General features: G+C 67.2%; 14 protein-coding genes. 4 read left to right on the top strand and 10 right to left on the bottom strand.

Going from position 1 to position 16,746, the window contains the following annotated elements:
- Positions 1–474: a peroxiredoxin gene (locus tag K3A84_RS12875; RefSeq protein ID WP_225009748.1), complete on the bottom strand. Its 474-nt coding sequence runs from the start codon at positions 472–474 to the stop codon at positions 1–3.
- A complete protein-coding gene (glnE, locus tag K3A84_RS12870) occupies positions 471–3,173 on the bottom strand; it encodes a bifunctional [glutamate--ammonia ligase]-adenylyl-L-tyrosine phosphorylase/[glutamate--ammonia-ligase] adenylyltransferase (protein WP_225009747.1) in 2,703 nt (900 codons plus the stop codon). The genes K3A84_RS12875 and glnE overlap by 4 nt, the downstream gene beginning before the upstream one ends.
- Positions 3,174–3,338: 165 nt before the next feature.
- Here glnE and K3A84_RS12865 point away from each other — a divergent pair, with 165 nt between their 5' ends.
- Complete coding sequence (locus K3A84_RS12865; protein WP_225009746.1) at positions 3,339–5,024, top strand: M28 family metallopeptidase; 1,686 nt, start codon at positions 3,339–3,341, stop codon at positions 5,022–5,024.
- Positions 5,025–5,037: 13 nt separating this feature from the next.
- The gene (locus tag K3A84_RS12860; protein WP_225009745.1) at positions 5,038–6,042 is read left to right on the top strand and encodes an agmatine deiminase family protein; all 1,005 of its coding nucleotides are present in this window, start codon (positions 5,038–5,040) and stop codon (positions 6,040–6,042) included.
- 19 nt (positions 6,043–6,061) lie between these two features.
- On the opposite strand, the gene K3A84_RS12855 is transcribed toward K3A84_RS12860, so the two are convergent.
- From K3A84_RS12855 to K3A84_RS12840, 4 genes are read right to left on the bottom strand one after another with little or no spacing between them, the layout of a single operon-like run.
- Positions 6,062–6,637 (bottom strand): ABC-type transport auxiliary lipoprotein family protein, encoded by a 576-nt coding sequence (locus tag K3A84_RS12855; RefSeq protein ID WP_225009744.1) that lies wholly within the window; start codon positions 6,635–6,637, stop codon positions 6,062–6,064.
- A gap of 17 nt (positions 6,638–6,654) precedes the next feature.
- Positions 6,655–7,593 (bottom strand): MlaD family protein, encoded by a 939-nt coding sequence (locus tag K3A84_RS12850; RefSeq protein WP_225009743.1) that lies wholly within the window; start codon positions 7,591–7,593, stop codon positions 6,655–6,657.
- 2 nt (positions 7,594–7,595) lie between these two features.
- Positions 7,596–8,453 (bottom strand): ABC transporter ATP-binding protein, encoded by an 858-nt coding sequence (locus K3A84_RS12845; protein ID WP_225009742.1) that lies wholly within the window; start codon positions 8,451–8,453, stop codon positions 7,596–7,598.
- Positions 8,450–9,568: an ABC transporter permease gene (locus tag K3A84_RS12840; protein ID WP_225009741.1), complete on the bottom strand. Its 1,119-nt coding sequence runs from the start codon at positions 9,566–9,568 to the stop codon at positions 8,450–8,452. The genes K3A84_RS12845 and K3A84_RS12840 overlap by 4 nt, the downstream gene beginning before the upstream one ends.
- Before the next feature lie 128 nt (positions 9,569–9,696).
- On the opposite strand from K3A84_RS12840, the gene K3A84_RS12835 reads away from it, so the two are divergent.
- Positions 9,697–12,411: a valine--tRNA ligase gene (locus K3A84_RS12835; protein ID WP_225009740.1), complete on the top strand. Its 2,715-nt coding sequence runs from the start codon at positions 9,697–9,699 to the stop codon at positions 12,409–12,411.
- Between the two features lie 40 nt (positions 12,412–12,451).
- Entirely contained in the window at positions 12,452–13,195 is a 744-nt protein-coding gene (locus tag K3A84_RS12830) for a 7-carboxy-7-deazaguanine synthase QueE (RefSeq protein WP_225009739.1), read from the top strand.
- 61 nt (positions 13,196–13,256) lie between these two features.
- Here the strand turns inward: K3A84_RS12830 and ssb are convergent, their stop codons facing one another.
- The 4 genes from ssb to K3A84_RS12810 form a co-directional block, all read right to left on the bottom strand.
- Positions 13,257–13,826, bottom strand: a complete 570-nt coding sequence (gene ssb / locus K3A84_RS12825; protein WP_225009738.1) for a single-stranded DNA-binding protein — start codon at positions 13,824–13,826, stop codon at positions 13,257–13,259.
- Positions 13,827–13,899: 73 nt separating this feature from the next.
- Positions 13,900–15,756, bottom strand: a complete 1,857-nt coding sequence (gene feoB, locus K3A84_RS12820) for a ferrous iron transporter B (RefSeq protein WP_225009737.1) — start codon at positions 15,754–15,756, stop codon at positions 13,900–13,902.
- A 5-nt stretch (positions 15,757–15,761) separates the two neighbouring features.
- The gene (locus tag K3A84_RS12815) at positions 15,762–16,007 is read right to left on the bottom strand and encodes a FeoA family protein (protein ID WP_225009736.1); all 246 of its coding nucleotides are present in this window, start codon (positions 16,005–16,007) and stop codon (positions 15,762–15,764) included.
- A 70-nt stretch (positions 16,008–16,077) separates the two neighbouring features.
- Positions 16,078–16,728 (bottom strand): COQ9 family protein, encoded by a 651-nt coding sequence (locus K3A84_RS12810; protein ID WP_225009735.1) that lies wholly within the window; start codon positions 16,726–16,728, stop codon positions 16,078–16,080.
- Positions 16,729–16,746 lie beyond the last annotated feature (18 nt).

Here is a 16,746-nt window from a genome sequence, read left to right as displayed (position 1 = left end):
TCACAGCGCCTGCGCGGCCGCCAGCACTTCGTCGGCGTGGCCCTTGACCTTCACCTTGTTCCACACCCGCGCGATCCGGCCGTCCGGGCCGATCAGGTAGGTGGTGCGGACCATGCCCATATAGGTTCGGCCATAGTTCTGCTTTTCGGTCCACACGCCGAGCGCATCGGACAGCCCGCCTTCCTCGGCATCGCTGGCGAGCGGCGCGGTCAGGCCGTGCTTTTCTGCGAACTTGAGGTGCTTCTTGGGCGGGTCCTTGCTCACACCCAGCAGCGCGGTTCCAGCAGCAGCGAACTGGTCGGCCAGCGCGGAGAAGTCCTTGTTCTCGGTGGTGCAGCCGGGCGTGTCGTCCTTGGGATAGAAGAACAGCACCAGCTTGCGCCCGGCAAAGTCGGAGGGCTTCACCGTCCCGCCCTCGGGCGTGATCATCGCGATGTCGGGAAGGGCGTCGCCGACGCCGATGGTTTCGCTCATGCTTCGATCTCCAGCGTTTCGCCGAACACGGCGCCCCATGCTTGCGCCACCCGCTGCCGCATGGCGGTGATCGCGTCAAGCAACTCGCCCCAGCGGGCAAGGCCGCAGGCGCGCGCGACGATCTCGCAGCTCGCTTGCGGCGGATAGCCGCCATCGGGCGCGACGAGGCGCACCACCACCAGCAGCCGCGCCATCAGGTCGTGTGCCTCGCGCAACCCGCGCGGCAGCAATCCCGCGCCTTCGAGCGCGGACACCGCCTCGCCCAGTCCCGGCTCCAGCGCCACGTGATCGCGCAGTTGCAGGAAGTGGACCATGAACTCGATGTCGACCAGCCCGCCGCGCAGCAGCTTGACGTCGAGCGGACCCTTGCCCGGCTTGTGCTTCGCCATCTCGGTCCGCATCGACAGCACGTCGGCGCGCAAGGTCGCGGGATCGCGCGTGCGGGTGAGCGCCCCGGAAACGATCCCGTCCAGCGCCGCGCGATCGGCAGCCGTGCCGAACAGCGCGCGGGCGCGGCACAGCGCCATGTGCTCCCACGTCCATGCCTCCTCGCGCTGGTAGCGTTCGAAGCTGTCGAGGCTGACCGCGATCGGTCCCTGCGCGCCTGACGGTCGCAGCCGGGTATCGACCTCATAGAGCGCGCCCGCCGCCGTCGGCACGGACATCGCAGCGATCACGCGCTGGGCGAGCCGGTTGTAGTAGAGCGTCGCGCCCAGCGGGCGGCGACCGTCGCTTTCAGCCAGGTGATCGCCGCTGAACAGGAACACCAGATCGAGGTCTGAAGCGTGGGTGAGCGAAGCCCCGCCCAGCCGCCCCAGGCCAAGAATGACGAGCCGGCTATCGGCCACATGGCCATGAGTCGTAGCGAACTCGGCGCAAGCCGCTTCGCCCAGCACGAGAATTGCGGCCTCGGCTACGCGTGAAAGGGCGGCGGCAATCTCCAGCGGGTCGCGCCCGGCCTCGATCAGCTGGACGCCCAGTGCAAAGCGCAGTTCGCCCACCTTGCGCCGCACCGCGTCGAGCAGGCGCTGGTAATCGTCACCCGCTTCGTTCTGGCCCAGCCCCGCCGCGATCTCGTCAACGCTGCCGGGCAGGTCGAAGGCGGAACGGTCGATCAGGGTGTCGAGCAGGTCGGCGCGGCGGGCCAGTTCGTCCGCCAGCGTCGGAGCGTGGGCGAGAATGCGCATGACCACGGCCAGCAGGCCGGGGCGCGCTTCCAGCAGGCGGAACACGTTGATGGCAGATGGCAGCGCGCCGATCAGCTGTTCCCATCGCAGCAGGGCGCGATCGGGATCGGGCGCCTGGCTGAGCGCGCGCAGCAGTTGCGGGCGCAGGCGGGCGAAGGCGCCGCGCGCTTCGTCGCTGCGCAAGGCGCGGAACTGGCCGTTCTCCCAGCCCTCGATGCGCGCGGCCAGGGCTTCGCAATCGGAAAAGCCGCAGTCGGCCAGCTCGCGCACCAGCGGCTTTTCGCCCACCTGCACGGCGCCTGTGGGCGCATAGGTCTCGATCAGCGCGTCGAAGCGGGTGCCGACCGTTTCGGAAATCCCGGCAAGCTCGGCCACCAGCGCCGCGCCATCGGCAAGGCCGTCCAGCCGCGCCACGTTGTCGAGCGCCACCGCGTCGGTGGGCAGCGAATGCGTCTGCTGGTCGGCCACCATCTGCAAGCGGTGCTCGATCGTGCGCAGCCGGTCATAGCTTGCGCCCAGCACTCGCGCATCTTCGGCCGTGATGATGCCGGCCTGCGCCAGCGCATCGAGGCTGGCGCGCGTGCCGCGCAGGCGCAGCGCGGGGTTGCGGCCGCCGTGGATCAGCTGGTGGGTCTGCGCGAAGAATTCCACTTCGCGAATGCCGCCGCGCCCGCGCTTGAGGTCATAGCCCGGCCCCAGCGCCTGCCCGCCGATGTAGTGGTCGCGGATGCGCGTGGTGAGGCGACCGATCTCGTCGATCGCGCCGAAATCGAGGCTGCGCCGCCACACGAAGGGGCGGATGGTATCGAGGAAGGCCTGCCCGCGCGGCAGGTCGCCCGCCGCGGCGCGGGCGCGGATATAGGCGGCGCGCTCCCACGCCAGCGCGCTCGATTCATAATGCGTGATCGCCGCGTCGAAGGGGATCGCGAGCGGACTGACTTCCGAGGCTGGGCGCAGGCGCAGGTCGACGCGGAAGACATAGCCTTCATCCGTCACCTGCCCGAGCAGTTCGACCACCGCGCGGGCCACGCGCTGTGCCGCTTCGCCCGGATCGTCGCGGTCGCGCCGGGGCAGCACCTCTGGATCGTAGAGCAGGATCGGGTCGATGTCGGACGAATAGTTCAGCTCGCCCGCGCCGTGCTTGCCCAGCGCGATCGCTGAAAAGCCTTGCGCGTCGGTCGCATCGGGCGCGCGGCGGCGGATCGCGGCAGGGATGGCCAGATCGAGCGCGCGGTCGGCAAAGGTCGAGAGCGCGCCCGTCACCGTGGCCAGCGGCAGTGCACCCGCCAGATCGCCCACCCCCAGCGCCAGCGCCAGCGCCAGCCGCTCGCGCCGCAGCGCCACGCCCACGTCTTCGATGCCATTGCCCGATGCGCGCGCCAGCTCCAGCGCGGCGTCGATCTGCCCGCCTGCCAGCAGGGCCTCGATGTCGGGGCGGCGCGACAGGGCGCGGGCCAGGAACGGTGAGTGCGTGCGGGCGCGGTCGAGCGCGTCCTGCCAGTCAGTCACCATCCCACACTCCTTGCCACTGATCCCCTGGTTCCTGTCGTTGCCCGTTCAGGGCCTCACGATCAAGGCGCTGGATCAAATTGCGCAAGGCTTGCGCGGCTCGGTCCGCTCTGCCAACGTCCCGCCATGGGTTGCCCCATTCGCTTGGGATAACGAAAAGGAATATCAATGTCTTATCGTTTCGTGCGCGGTCTGCGCACCGCGCTTTGCGCCAGTGCGGCGCTGTCGATTCTCGTTTCGGGTGCAACTTTTGCGGCACCTGTGAAGAAAATTCCGGCTGTCGATGTGCCGCTGATGCGCCAGGTGATCAAGACGCTGTCCTCGGACGAATTCGAAGGCCGTGCGCCCTCCACTCCCGCCGAGCAGAAGGTGCTCGACGAGATCGTTGCCCGCTTCAAGGCGGCAGGGCTTCAGCCCGGCAACAAGGGTTCGTGGTTGCAGGACGTGCCCACGGTGGAGATCACCGCCAGCAACGTCTCGCCCATGACGGTCAAGGGCAAGGATGGAACGCCGATGTCCTTTGCCATCGGCAAGGACTTCGTGGCCGGCAGCTATCGCTTCGTGCCGCAGACGCGCGTTAAGGACAGCGAACTGGTCTTCGTCGGCTACGGCATCAATGCGCCGGAACTCGGCTGGAACGACTATGCCGGGCTGGACATGAAGGGGAAGACGGCGGTCATCCTCGTCAACGATCCCGACTACGAAATGCAGGGCGAGGATGGCCCCTTCAAGGGCCGCCGCATGACCTACTATGGCCGCTGGACCTACAAGTTCGAGGAAGCCGCGCGGCAGGGCGCGACCGCGGCCATCGTCATCCACGATACTTTCCCTGCCGCCTATGGCTGGAACGTCGTCGAATCGAGTTGGACCGGCGCGCAGTATTTCGTCCAGTCGGCCAACGATGGCATGGACCAGACGCAGGCGAATGCCTGGGTGCAGAAGCCGGTCGCCGAAGCCATCCTCAAGGCCGCCGGTCAGGATCTCGCCACGCTCACCGCCGCCGCCAAGCACAAGGGCTTCAAGCCCGTGCCGCTGGGCCTGACCATGGACCTGTCGTTCGACAACACCATTCGCAAGGCGATGTCGCACAACGTCGTCGGCCTGATGCCGGGCAAGAAGCGCCCCGATGAATACGTGCTCTACAGCGCGCATTGGGATCACCTCGGCCGTTGCGCGCCTGACAAGACCGGCGATGACATCTGCAACGGTGCGGTCGACAATGCCACTGGCGTTGCCGCGCTCGCCACGCTGGCGAAGATGAACCGCAAGGCGGGGCCTGCCGCGCGCAGCCAGGTTTTTCTCGCCGTGACGCTCGAGGAATCGGGCACGCTGGGCTCGGAATACTATGCCGCCAATCCGATCTTCCCGCTGGCGAAGACCGTGGGCGGCGTGAACATGGACGGCCTTTCACCCACCGGCCGCGCGCGCGACGTGACCGTCACGGGCGGCGACAAGTCCGAACTGACCACGCTGCTGCGCAAGGTGGAAAAGGACATGCACCTGTCCGAAACGCCCGAAAGCCATCCCGAACGCGGCTACTACTACCGCTCGGACCACTTCAGCTTTGCCAAGCTGGGCGTGCCGATGTTCGACGTGGGGCTGGGCGAGGATCTGGAGAAGGGCGGCCGTGCCGCGGGCGAGGCGGCTTCGGAGGACTACACCGTCAACCGCTACCATCAGCCGAGCGACGAATATTCCGATAGCTGGGACATGACGGGCATGGCGCAGGAGGTCGAACTCTTCTACCGGCTGGGCCGGGGTCTGGCGGACGGCAACGACTGGCCGAACTGGCACCCCACCGACGAATTCCGCGCCATCCGCGACAAGAGCCTGGCGGAGGCGGGCAAGAAGTAAGGACGAACGACGCATGAGCGAGGTGGCGGTTTTGGCACTTCGGGGGAGGATGCCCCCGGAATGGCATCCCCAAGACTGGCTGTGGATCGGTTTCCCCCATATCGCCGACGAATGGGCGGGGGTGATCGATCGCGCGCAGGAACAGATCGCCGCCTTCGCCAGCGCCGTGGCCGACAGCGGGCAAGCGGTGCGCCTGCTGGTGCGCGATGCGGCCAATGAAATGCGAGCGCGCTCGCTCGTCTCGGCGGCTGTGACGCTCGAACGGCGCGTCTATGGCGATGTCTGGGTGCGCGATACGGGGCCGCTGGTGGTGCGCGATGATGCAGGCAACCGCCGCGCGCGGCTGTTCGGCTTCAATGGCTGGGGGGGCAAGTACCTCATGCCCGGCGATCAGGAGATCGGCGCGACGCTGGCCGCCGATGCGGGCCTTGCCGCCGATCGCTGCGGCTGGATCCTCGAAGGCGGAGCGCTCGATGGCGATGGCACGGGGCTTGTCGCCACGACCGAGCAGTGCCTGCTCAATCCCAACCGCAACCCCCACCTGTCGCGCGGCGATCTCGAAGCGAACCTCGCGCGCGACCTTGGCTACGACCGCGTGCTGTGGCTGGGCGATGGCCTGATCAACGACCACACCGACGGTCACGTCGACAACCTCGCGCGCTTCGTCGCGCCCAACCGCTTGGCCGTGCCGCGCGCGACCGGGCCGAACGATCCCAACGCCGCGATCTATGCCGACGCCGCCGCCCGCGCCCGCGATGCAGGGGTAGACGTGGTGGAGGTGCCTTCGCCCGGTCTCGTAGAATGGGGCGGCATGGTCCAGCCGGCCAGCTACATGAACTTCGTCATCGCCAGCGATGTGGTGATCGTGCCGGTGTTCGGCACGGTGCATGACGATGATGGCGTTGCCGCGATTGCCGAGCTGTTTCCGGGCCGCGCCACCATCGGCCTCTTGGCCGACGCGGTGCTGGCGGGCGGCGGCGGCTTCCACTGTTCCAGCCAGCAGATGCCTTCGGCCTGAGCAGAAGAGGCGGGCCGGGTCAGCCGACCCAGTCCGCCACCTGCTTCGCCACGTCGTTGGCCGCGCGGTTGAGCGCGGGCGCGACGTCCGGCGCCTCGGGATCAATGCCGCCCACCACGCTTTCGAACCGTCGCGTGTCGATCGTGCCGCCGGGCGTTTCGCGTGTCGCATCGAAGCGCACCACCGCGCTGCGGGTGCGGGCGTCATAACCCATGTCGAGCAGGCGGCCCGACAGGCGCAGGCCCTTGGTTCCGGCGTCATTTTCGGTGATCAGGCGGTTGCCGCGTGCGCGCAGCGTCTCGCTCAGCAGGTGCTGGAACTGGCGCGAGGGCCGCTCCACCCACAGCGCCTTCTTGAGATAGGCGATGCGCGTTTCGTCGATCTGCACCGGCACGCGCAGCACCGAAACCTTGGCGTCCGCCGTGGGTTCCAGAACGCTCAACGCCTCGTTCAGCTTGCCGCTGGCGGTGGCACCTGTTGCCGGAGCGGCGTCTGCCGTCAGGCTGAACAGGCTGGCGGGCGGCTTGGCTCCGATCGAGACGCAGGCCGACAGAGCCAGCGACAGCAGCACGGCGGGAAGGAGCTTCTTGTTCATGCGGGCCATCTCCCGGCTCAAGGCTTGTAATCGGGCAGCTTGGGGCTGCCGACGATGCTGGATACGCCACGGTCGTTGATGCGGTCGGTCACCTCACGCAAGGATCGCGTGGTCGCCTGCAACTCGCGGATCGCGGATTCGGCGGCGGGCAGGGTGCGCTCGTTCAACTGCTGCATGCCGGGACGCGCATCATTCGCCGTCGCCTGCAAGGCATCGGCGGCGCCCTGCACGGATTTCAGAGTGGTGCGCAGCTGCTTGGCGATGCCGTTGCCTTCGTCGTTGAGCATGGCATCGGCGCTTCCGGCGACCTTCTCGAACGCCGCCAGCGTATAGTTCGCCTGGCGCAGCGTTGCCTGCAATTCGGCCAGCGTGCGCTTCACGTCGGGCGAAGCGGCGGCAAGGTTGCGCGTCATCACGTCGGTGTTCGACAGGATGTGCTCGATCGATTTCTGGTTCTTGTCCGACAGCACCATCGTCAGGCGCTCGGTCAGCGTTGCCAGCCGTTCGAGCAGCAGCGGCGCGTTCGACAGGATCTCGCCGAGGCCGCTGCGCTTGGTCGGGATCACCGGCGCGCCTTCCGGCCCCGGCTCGTCGATCGGCGGCGCGCCCTTGACCGCGCCTTGCAGCTGGATCGTGGTCACGCCGGTGAAGCTGCCCTGCAGGCTGGCGGTCGTGCCCAGCAGGATCGGCACCTTCTTGTCCACCTTGATCCGCACGCGGACGAACTCGGGGTCCTTCTCCCACAGCTCGATGTCCTTGACCTGCCCCGCCGGAACGCCCGAGAACGAGACTTCCGAGCCCTTGGCCACGCCGTCGATCGATTGCTTGAAGAAGATGTCGTACTCGTTCTGCTCGCCCTGGTTCAGGCGCGCGATCCAGATGGTCAGCGCGGCGAGGCCCGCCAGCAGCAGCAGCGTGACCGCTCCGACCCAGATGTGGTTTGCGCGCGTTTCCATGGCTATCCCTTATGCTCCCCCGGCGCTTGCCCGTCATCGGGCTGCGCAACGCGCGAAGGCGCATTCCGCTCCGCGCGGTCGTTGCGCTGCTTGGCGGCTTCCGCCGCCCGGCCACGCGGGCCGTTGAAATATTCCTGGATCCACGGATGGTCGAGCGCCAGCAGCTCGGGGATCGTGCCGCAGGCGATCACCCGCTTGTCGGCAATGACCGCCACGCGGTCGCAGATCTCGTACAGCGTGTCGAGATCGTGGGTGATCAGGAACACCGTCAGGTCCAGCGTCTGCTGCAGGTTCAGGATCAGCTGGTCGAAGGCCGCCGCGCCGATCGGGTCGAGCCCGGCGGTCGGCTCGTCGAGGAACAGCAGTTCGGGATCGAGCGACAGCGCACGGGCGAGGCCTGCGCGCTTGCGCATCCCGCCCGAAAGCTCGCTCGGGTACTTGCGCGTGGCTTCGGCGGGAAGGCCCGAAAGCAGCACCTTGTAGCGCGCGATCTCGTGGCGCAGTTCATCGCCGATTTCGGGATAGAACTCGCGCAAGGGGACTTCGACGTTCTCGGCCACGGTCAGCGTCGAAAACAGCGCGCCGCCCTGGAACAGCACGCCCCAGCGGCTGCGGATGTCGATGTCCTCGTCGTCGCGCGCGTCGGTGATCGAGCTGCCCAGCACCTCGATCGTGCCCTCGGCGGGGATCTGCAGGCCGATGATCGAGCGCATCAGCACCGACTTGCCCGTTCCCGAGCCGCCGACCACGCCGAGGATCTCGCCCTGGCGCACGTCGAGGTTGAGCCCTTCGTGGACGACATGGTCGCCGAACACGTTCTTCAGCCCGCGCACGCGGATGGGAAGATCGATCCCGCTCATCCCCAGCCGATCTCGGTGAAGAACACCGCGAAGAAGGCGTCGAGCACGATCACCATGAAGATCGCCATGACCACCGCCGCCGTGGTGCGCGTGCCCACTTCCTCGGCGTTGTTGCGCACCTGCAGCCCTTGGTAGCAGCCCGCCACCGCGACAATCAGGCCGAACACCGGCCCCTTGATCAGCCCCACCCAGACGTCGTGCAGCGGCACCACTTCCTGAATGCGGGCCAGGAACGTGAAGAATGGGATGCCCAGCGTCAGCGAGGACAGGAACGCGCCGCCGATAATGCCGATTGCTGCTGAATAGACGCCCAGCAGCGGCATCATCACCATGGTCGCCACGATGCGCGGGATTACCAGCGCCTCCATCGGTGAAACGCCGATCGTGCGCATGGCGTCGACTTCCTCGGTCAGCTTCATAGTGCCGAGCTGCGCGGCGAAGGCCGAGCCCGATCGGCCCGCGACCATGATCGCGGTCATCAGGATTCCCAGCTCGCGCAGCGTCAGGCGGCCAACGAGGTTGACGGTATAGATCTCTGCGCCGAACTGGCGCAGCTGCACCGCGCCCTGCTGCGCGATGACGATGCCGACCAGGAAGCTCATCAGCGCGATGATGCCAAGCGCATTGACGCCGACCAGCTCCATCTGGTGGACCAGCGCCTTGCCCCGGAACGTGGTCGGGCGGCGCAGCAGCGTCCAGATCGCCTGCATGAACTGGCCGAGGAAGCCCAGCACTTCGAGGCTGCCCTGGCCCAGCCCGATCATCGTTTCGCCCACGCGCGCTGGCACGCGGCTCAGCAGTGGCAGGCGATCGGCGGTGATGGGCACGCGGTTGTCGTCGGCCTTGCTGATCGCGGCGATCAGGCGGTCGGCTTCAGATGTGCCGTTGAGAATCCGCGCGCCGGTGCGGTCGGCGGTGCGCCAGACGATCCAGGCGCCCACGGTGTCGATCCGGTCGACCCCGGACAGGTCGATCTGCGCGACGTTGTCCTCGACCGCGCGCAGTCGCGCGTCGATCGGGCCCAGCGATGCCACGGTCATGGGGCCGGTGAACGCCAGCGTGGCGCCCCCGGTTTCGCCTTCCGGCGTGATCGTGAAGTCGGCTAGCGCCCGCATCGTGCGCGCTTCATGGGGTAAAAGTTCCGGGGCGACAAGTGCAGCACGAGCGACAGAACGCGTGAAGGCCGCTTGTGGGTCCAGCGTTCCGCTTGCAGCACGCGGGCCGGGGTGGCAATGCGCCGCGCATGAGCGAGCAGACTTCCGCATCCGAGCCGACCGGCGAACTGGCCAAGACCTTCGAACCCGCCGGGATCGAGGCGAAATGGTACGCGCATTGGGAAAGCAACGGCCTGTTCCGGCCCGAGCGCCCCGACGCCGCGCCCTTCACCATCGTCAATCCGCCGCCGAACGTCACCGGCTCGCTGCATATCGGCCATGCGCTCGACAACACGTTGCAGGACGTGGTGATCCGCTACGAACGCCTGCGCGGCAAGGATGCGCTGTGGGTGGTCGGCACCGACCACGCCGGCATCGCCACGCAGATGGTGGTCGAGCGCCAGATGGAAGCGCGGCAGGACAAGCGCACCAACTATTCGCGCGAGGCCTTCATCGACAAGGTGTGGGAGTGGAAGCACGAAAGCGGCGGCACGATCACCCGCCAGCTGCGTCGTCTCGGCTGCTCGATGGACTGGAGCCGCGAGCAGTTCACCATGGACCCGCACTTCACCCGCGCGGTGGTCAAGGTCTTCGTCGATCTCTACAACAAGGGGCTGATCTACCGCGACAAGCGGCTGGTGAACTGGGACCCCAAGCTCAAGACCGCGATCTCCGACCTCGAGGTCGAGACGCGCGAGACGCAGGGCGGCTTCTGGCACTTCAAATATCCGCTCGCCGATGGCGTGAAGCGCGACGATGGGCTGGACTATATCGAGGTGGCGACCACGCGCCCCGAAACCATGCTGGCCGACATGGCCGTGGCGGTGAATGCGGATGATCCGCGCTACCGCTCGGTGATCGGCAAGGAGATCCTCCAGCCGCTGACCGGTCGCCGGTTCAGGATCGTCGCCGACGAACACGCCGATCCGGAACTCGGTTCGGGCGCGGTGAAGATCACGCCGGGCCACGATTTCAACGACTTCGAAGTGGGCAAGCGCGCCGGGATCCGGCCAAGCGAGATGCTCAACATGTTCGATGCCGAGGCAAAGGTGGTGCAGACCGCCGATGGCCTCGTGCCCGAAAAGTACCTCGGCCTCGATCGCTTCGTGGCGCGGGACGCCATCGTGGCGGACATGAAGGCCGCCGGGTTCCTGATCCCGCATGTGGTCAAGGACAAGGAAGGCAACGAGACCCTGCTCGATGCCGAACCGCGCACGATCCAGACCCCGTTCGGTGATCGCGGCGGCGTGGTGATCGAGCCGTGGCTGACCGACCAGTGGTATGTCGATGCCGAAAAGCTCGCCGTCGCGCCGCTCGAAGCGGTGCGCACCGGCAAGATCGAGATCGTGCCCAAGACCTGGGAAAAGACCTTCTTCAACTGGATGGAAAACATCCAGCCGTGGTGCGTTTCGCGCCAGCTGTGGTGGGGCCATCGCATCCCGGCGTGGTATGCCGAGGACGGCTCGGTCTACGTCGCGGAAACCGAGGAAGAGGCGCAGGCGCTGGCCGGAAACAAGCCGCTGACGCGCGACGAAGACGTGCTGGATACGTGGTTTTCATCCGCGCTTTGGCCGTTTGCGACTTTGGGCTGGCCTGACGAAGACGCGCCGCTGTTGAAGAAGCACTACCCCAACGACCTGCTGGTGTCGGGCTTCGACATCCTGTTCTTCTGGGATGCGCGCATGGCGATGCAGGGCATCGAATTCATGGGCGAAGTGCCGTGGAAGAAGCTTTACCTGCACGGCCTTGTCCGCGCCGCCGATGGCGCGAAGATGTCCAAGTCGAAGGGCAACGTGGTCGATCCGCTGGGCCTGATCGATCAGTACGGGGCCGATGCGCTGCGCTTCTTCATGTGCGCCATGGAAAGCCAGGGCCGCGACGTGAAGATGGACGAAAAGCGGGTCGAAGGATACCGCAACTTCGCCACAAAGCTTTGGAATGCCGCGCGTTTCTGCATGTCGAACGGCATTTCTGGCAGCACCGGCAGAACGGCACCTAACGCGACCCAGGCGGTACACAAGTGGATCATAGGCGAGGTCGGCGAGACCGTCCGCGCGCTTGATCAGGCCATGGCCGACCTGCGCTTCGATGCCGCGGCACAGGCGATCTACCAGTTCACCTGGAACACGTTCTGCGACTGGTACATCGAACTGATCAAGGGCAGCTTCGATGACGAGGCGCGCGTCGTCGCGGGCTGGGTGCTCGACCAGATCCTCGTCATGCTCCACCCCTTCATGCCCTTCGTCACAGAAGAGCTGTGGCACGCACTTGGCGAGCGGGAGACGGATCTGATCATCGCGCAGTGGCCCGAGCCTGCCGTTGCGGTCGATGCCGCGGCCAAGCGCGAGGTCGAATGGCTGATCGCGCTGATCTCGAACCTGCGCACCGCCAAGAACGAACTGGGCATCGCGCCGGGGGCGCGCCTCGACGCATACCTGCCCGAGCCTTCGGCGCAGACCCGCGCAACCATCGAGGCCAACCCGGCGGCGATCGAGCGACTGGCGCGTCTTAACGCCATCCGCTTCGAGGCGGCGCCGGCGGGCGCGGCGATGCAGATCGGCGCGGGCGATGCGAATATCGTCGTGCCGCTCGAAGGCGTGATCGACATCGCGGCGGAAAAGGCGCGGCTGGAAAAGGCGCTCGCCGTTTCGCAGAAGGAAGCCAAGTCGCTGGACGGGCGGCTTTCCAACCCCGCGTTCGTCGAAAAGGCCAAGCCCGAAGCGATCGAGAAGGCCCGTGCGGATCACGCCCACCACACCGCCGAGGCGGAGCGTCTGGCAGCAGCGCTGACGCGGCTGGGGTGATCAAGGGGGCTTCATTCGTCCGCCAACGGGGGAGGGGCGCGTGCTGACGCTCGCCACCGTGAACCCGGGCGAAGCGGAGATCTTCGCGTCGTTGCAGGGCGAGGGACCGTCACTGGGGCGGCCTTCGACGTTCGTGCGGCTGAGCCGTTGCAATCTGGCGTGCCGGTGGTGCGATACCGCCTACACCTGGCGCTTCACCGGCGACAACCGACCGCACCGCGACGATCGGGCGTTCGAGCGGACGGCCAACCAGCTGGCGCTAGATGAGGCCGAGGTGGCGGCGCGGATCGTGGCCCTGTCCCCCGACCGGCTGGTGATCACCGGGGGCGAGCCGTTGTTGCAGGGCGCAGGCCTGGCGCGGATGGTGGCGCTGGTCAGGCAAGCGCGGCCCGGCTTTCATGTCGAGATCGAGACCAACGGATCGGTCGCGCCGCACGCTGCGCTCGATGCGCTGGTGGACCAGTACAACGTCAGCCCCAAGCTGGCGCATTCGGGCAACCCGGCGGATCTGGCGCTGATCCCTGATCGTCTGACCGCTTGGGCACAGGACCGCCGCGCGTTCTTCAAGTTCGTGGTCGCGACGCCGGAGGATCTGGCCGAAGTGGCCGCGCTACAGGCGGCCCATGCCATTCCCGGCGAGCGGTTGTTCGTGATGCCGGAAGGCACGGACAGCGCGACCTTGCGCGAAAGGTCGATCTGGCTGTCGGACGCGGCGCTACAGGCCGGGTGGCGGTTCACCGACCGCCTGCATATCCACCTCTACGGGGATACGCGGGGAACCTGAAAAGGTTCACGGGGTGCAGGGGTGGGTAAACCCCTGCGTTGTCCCTTGTTCTTCCAAAAGCTCAGAACGGGATATCGTCGTCGAGATCGTCGCTGAAGCCGCCCGACGAGCCGCCGCCGCCCTGGTTCCAGCTGCTGCCGCCCGAGGCCGCACCGCCGCCGGCACCGCCGCGCGAACCACCGCCGAAGCTGCTGCCGCCGCCCGAACCGCCTTCGTTCCAGCCGCCGCCCGATGCGCGACCGCCGCCGCCACCCATGCCGCCGCCAGCGCCACCGCCCTGCGGGCCATCGAGCATGGTCAGCACGCCGCCCATGCCGCCGACCGAGATTTCGGTGGTGTAGCGGTCATTGCCCGACTGGTCCTGCCACTTGCGGGTGCGCAGTTGGCCTTCGATGTAGACCTTGCTGCCCTTGCGCAGGAAGCGTTCGGCCACGCCGACGAGACCGTCGGAATTGAGCACGACGCTATGCCACTCGGTGCGCTCCTTGCGCTCGCCGGTGGCCTTGTCCTTCCAGTTTTCGGATGTGGCGATGCGCAGGTTGGCGATGCGGCCGCCGTTCTGGAAGCTCTTGACCTCAGGATCGGCGCCGAGGTTGCCGATGAGGATGACCTTGTTGACGCTGCCTGCCATCGAATCGTGTCCTTGGAATATCGAGCCGCTTGCGTAAGCGGCGCGTCCATCGACCTCAAGCTGCGAGGCCGATTTATCCCAAGCCCAGCGCGACCGCAGTCCAGTAGGTCAGTCCGGCGAAGACGTAGGCGAGGCCGAACAGGTAGGCGAGCATGAAGCCCGGCCATTTCCAGCCGTTGGTCTCGCGCCGGGTGACGGCGATGGTGGACATGCACTGCGGCGCGAACACGAACCACGCGAGGAAGGCGAGCGCGGTGGCAAGGCTCCAGCGCGCCTTGAGCTGGTCGCCCAGCGCAACGCCCTGCTGGGCTTCGTCCGCATTGCCCACGGCGTACGTGGTGGCGAGCGAGCTGACCGCCACTTCGCGCGCGGCCATCGCGGGAATCAAGGCGAGCGAGATGTCGCGGTTGAAACCGATGGGTTCGACTACCACGGCAAGGCCGTTGGCGATGTGTCCGGCGATCGAGGCGTTGACCTGGTCCTGGCCCGCTTCGGCGCGCGGGAAGTTGAGCAGCACCCACAGCGCAACGGTGACGGTGAAGATCATCGTGCCCGCGCGGCGCAGGAAGATCCAGGCGCGCTGGAACAAGCCGAGCGCAAGGTCCTTGACCGTGGGCAGCTGGTACTTGGGCAGCTCCATGATGAAGCCCGAGGCAGCGCCCTTGGTCACCGAGCGGCGCAGGATCAGCGCGACGACCATCGCGCCGACAACGCCTGCGACATAGAGCGCGAACAGGACGAGGCCCTGCAGGCCGATACCGGGCAGAACCTGCCGGTTGGGGATGAACGCGGCGATGATCACGGCATAGACCGGCAGGCGCGCCGAACAGGTCATCAGCGGGGCGATCAGGATCGTGGTCAAACGGTCCTTGGGATCGGTGATGCTGCGCGTGGACATGATGCCCGGCACTGCGCAGGCAAAGCTCGACAGCAGCGGGATGAAGCTGCGGCCCGACAGGCCCACGCCCGCCATCAGCCGATCCATCAGGAAGGCGGCGCGGGCCATGTAGCCGGTCGCCTCCATCGTCAGGATGAAGAAGAACAGGATCAGGATCTGCGGCAGGAACACCACTACCGAGCCGACGCCGGAGATCACGCCATCCGTCAGCAGGTCGCGCGCGAGGCTGGCGGGCACTTCGGCGCGGACCCAGTCGCCCAGGCCGGTGAAGGCGGCGTCGATCGCATCGGCGAACGGCGTCGCCCAGCTGAACACGGCCTGGAACACCACGAACAGCAGCGCGAACAGGATCGGCGGGCCAAGCCAGGGGTGGAGCAGCAGCTCGTCCATGCGCGCATGGATGCGGTGCTTGGCGGTTTCCGACAGGATCGCGGTATGCGCCATTTCGTGCGCCAGCATCCGCCGTTCGGGCAGGGTGACGTGCGGGCGGGCGATGGGGTGTTCGATCACGGCATCGCGCGCGGCGGAAACCGCGGCGGCCAGTTCGGGAAGTCCGCGACGGCGCACCGCCACGGTCGGGATCACCGGCACGCCGAGCGCGGTGGAGAGCGCGGCGGCATCGAGCACCAGCCCGTCGCGTTCGGCAAGGTCCACCATGTTGAGCGCGACCACGGTGGGGCGGCCGAGTTCGAGCACTTCCTGCGCGAAGACGAGGTGCTGTTCGAGGTTCGACGAATCGAGCACGATCACCAGCACGTCGGGGCGGTTCTGGCCGTCCTGTTCGCCCATCACGACGCGACGCGTGACTTCCTCGTCGGGGCTGGTGGTGGCGTGCAGGCCATAGGAGCCTGGCAGGTCGACCAGTTCGACCGGCTCGCCATTGGGCAGCAACATCCGCCCCGCCTTCCGCTCGACGGTGACGCCGGGATAGTTGGCGATCTTCTGCCGCGCGCCGGTCAGCGCGTTGAACAGCGCGCTCTTTCCCGCATTGGGATTGCCGACAAGGGCGGCGGTGCAGGGGCTGCGGCTCATGCGCGTCAGGCCTCCTGTTGTTCTACGGTCATCGCGCGGGCATGGGCGCGGCGCAGCGCGACGGTCATGCGACCGATCTCCACAGCCAGCGGATCGCGACCGAAGAACACGCCACGGTAGGCGAGCTTGACCCGCGCCCCTTCGTCGATCCCCAGCGCGCGCAGGCGCTGCGCTTCTTCGGGGACGAGCAAGGTCCAGTCGACCGCAGCGATGCGGGCCGACGCGCCAAGGGGGAGCTGGTCGAGTGTCACGCCCTTGGCGCTGCCACAGCGCCGCAACAATTGCAAGTCATTCGCAATAGTTGATGCAGGTCAAATCGGATCAGGTGGCCGGGTAGCGCAGGCGGCCGAGCAGGCGTGTCATGCTGAAGCTCTCCTCGCGCGGGCGCAGGACGCGGGCCTTGGCCTTTTCGAACTTCATCACGTCCTCGATCCGGCGGGCGAGGAAGGCGCGGGTCTCGGCGTGGTCCTCGCTCTTGTCCTGCGCGAAATAGGTCAGCGTTGCGGCATAGATCGAGCCGAGCGTGGCGCGCTTGGTATAGTGGTTGTAGTCGGTGGCGGTATCGCCTGCCAGCCGCCACATGGCATCGGCGCTTTCCCAGCCGAGCCGGGCGGCGCGGGCAAGATTGCGCGGGCGGGCCATCTCGATCAGGGCGAGCCGCAGCGCTTCCTCGCAGCCGACCAGAGCATCGAGCCGGAACTGGACAAGGGTGCGGATGCGCTCGCGGATCGGCAGGTTGCCGATGCGGGCGTTGGGCAGTTCGCGCGCCATGTCGCGGTCGATGGCGTGGATCCACGCCGCGATCATGGTCATCGCCTTGCCTTCGAAGGCGAAGCGCGCCGCAGCGGGATCGACGCCGAGGCTTTCCGCTGCTGCCGTGACAGCGGCATCACTCCAGCCGTCGAACATGGCGGACTGCGCGACCAGCGGCGCGAGGTCCATGCGGATGTCTTCGAGCGTGCGGGTGTCCATGACGATGCCTTTCGGGAC

Source organism: Novosphingobium percolationis, assembly GCF_020179425.1.
Classification (GTDB): Bacteria; Pseudomonadota; Alphaproteobacteria; order Sphingomonadales; family Sphingomonadaceae; genus Novosphingobium; species Novosphingobium percolationis.
Note: the sequence above shows the minus strand (reverse complement) of the source record. Positions and strands in the feature narration are given on the sequence as shown.

Coding starts and splice junctions, on each gene's coding strand:
- K3A84_RS12840 (WP_225009741.1), bottom strand. CDS start 9,568: ATGCGGGCGCTAGCCGACTTCACGATCACGCCGGAAGGCGAAACCGGG.
- K3A84_RS12845 (WP_225009742.1), bottom strand. CDS start 8,453: ATGAGCGGGATCGATCTTCCCATCCGCGTGCGCGGGCTGAAGAACGTG.
- K3A84_RS12865 (WP_225009746.1), top strand. CDS start 3,339: ATGTCTTATCGTTTCGTGCGCGGTCTGCGCACCGCGCTTTGCGCCAGT.
- glnE (WP_225009747.1), bottom strand. CDS start 3,173: ATGGTGACTGACTGGCAGGACGCGCTCGACCGCGCCCGCACGCACTCA.
- feoB (WP_225009737.1), bottom strand. CDS start 15,756: ATGAGCCGCAGCCCCTGCACCGCCGCCCTTGTCGGCAATCCCAATGCG.
- ssb (WP_225009738.1), bottom strand. CDS start 13,826: ATGGCAGGCAGCGTCAACAAGGTCATCCTCATCGGCAACCTCGGCGCC.
- K3A84_RS12875 (WP_225009748.1), bottom strand. CDS start 474: ATGAGCGAAACCATCGGCGTCGGCGACGCCCTTCCCGACATCGCGATG.
- K3A84_RS12835 (WP_225009740.1), top strand. CDS start 9,697: ATGAGCGAGCAGACTTCCGCATCCGAGCCGACCGGCGAACTGGCCAAG.
- K3A84_RS12860 (WP_225009745.1), top strand. CDS start 5,038: ATGAGCGAGGTGGCGGTTTTGGCACTTCGGGGGAGGATGCCCCCGGAA.
- K3A84_RS12810 (WP_225009735.1), bottom strand. CDS start 16,728: ATGGACACCCGCACGCTCGAAGACATCCGCATGGACCTCGCGCCGCTG.
- K3A84_RS12850 (WP_225009743.1), bottom strand. CDS start 7,593: ATGGAAACGCGCGCAAACCACATCTGGGTCGGAGCGGTCACGCTGCTG.
- K3A84_RS12855 (WP_225009744.1), bottom strand. CDS start 6,637: ATGAACAAGAAGCTCCTTCCCGCCGTGCTGCTGTCGCTGGCTCTGTCG.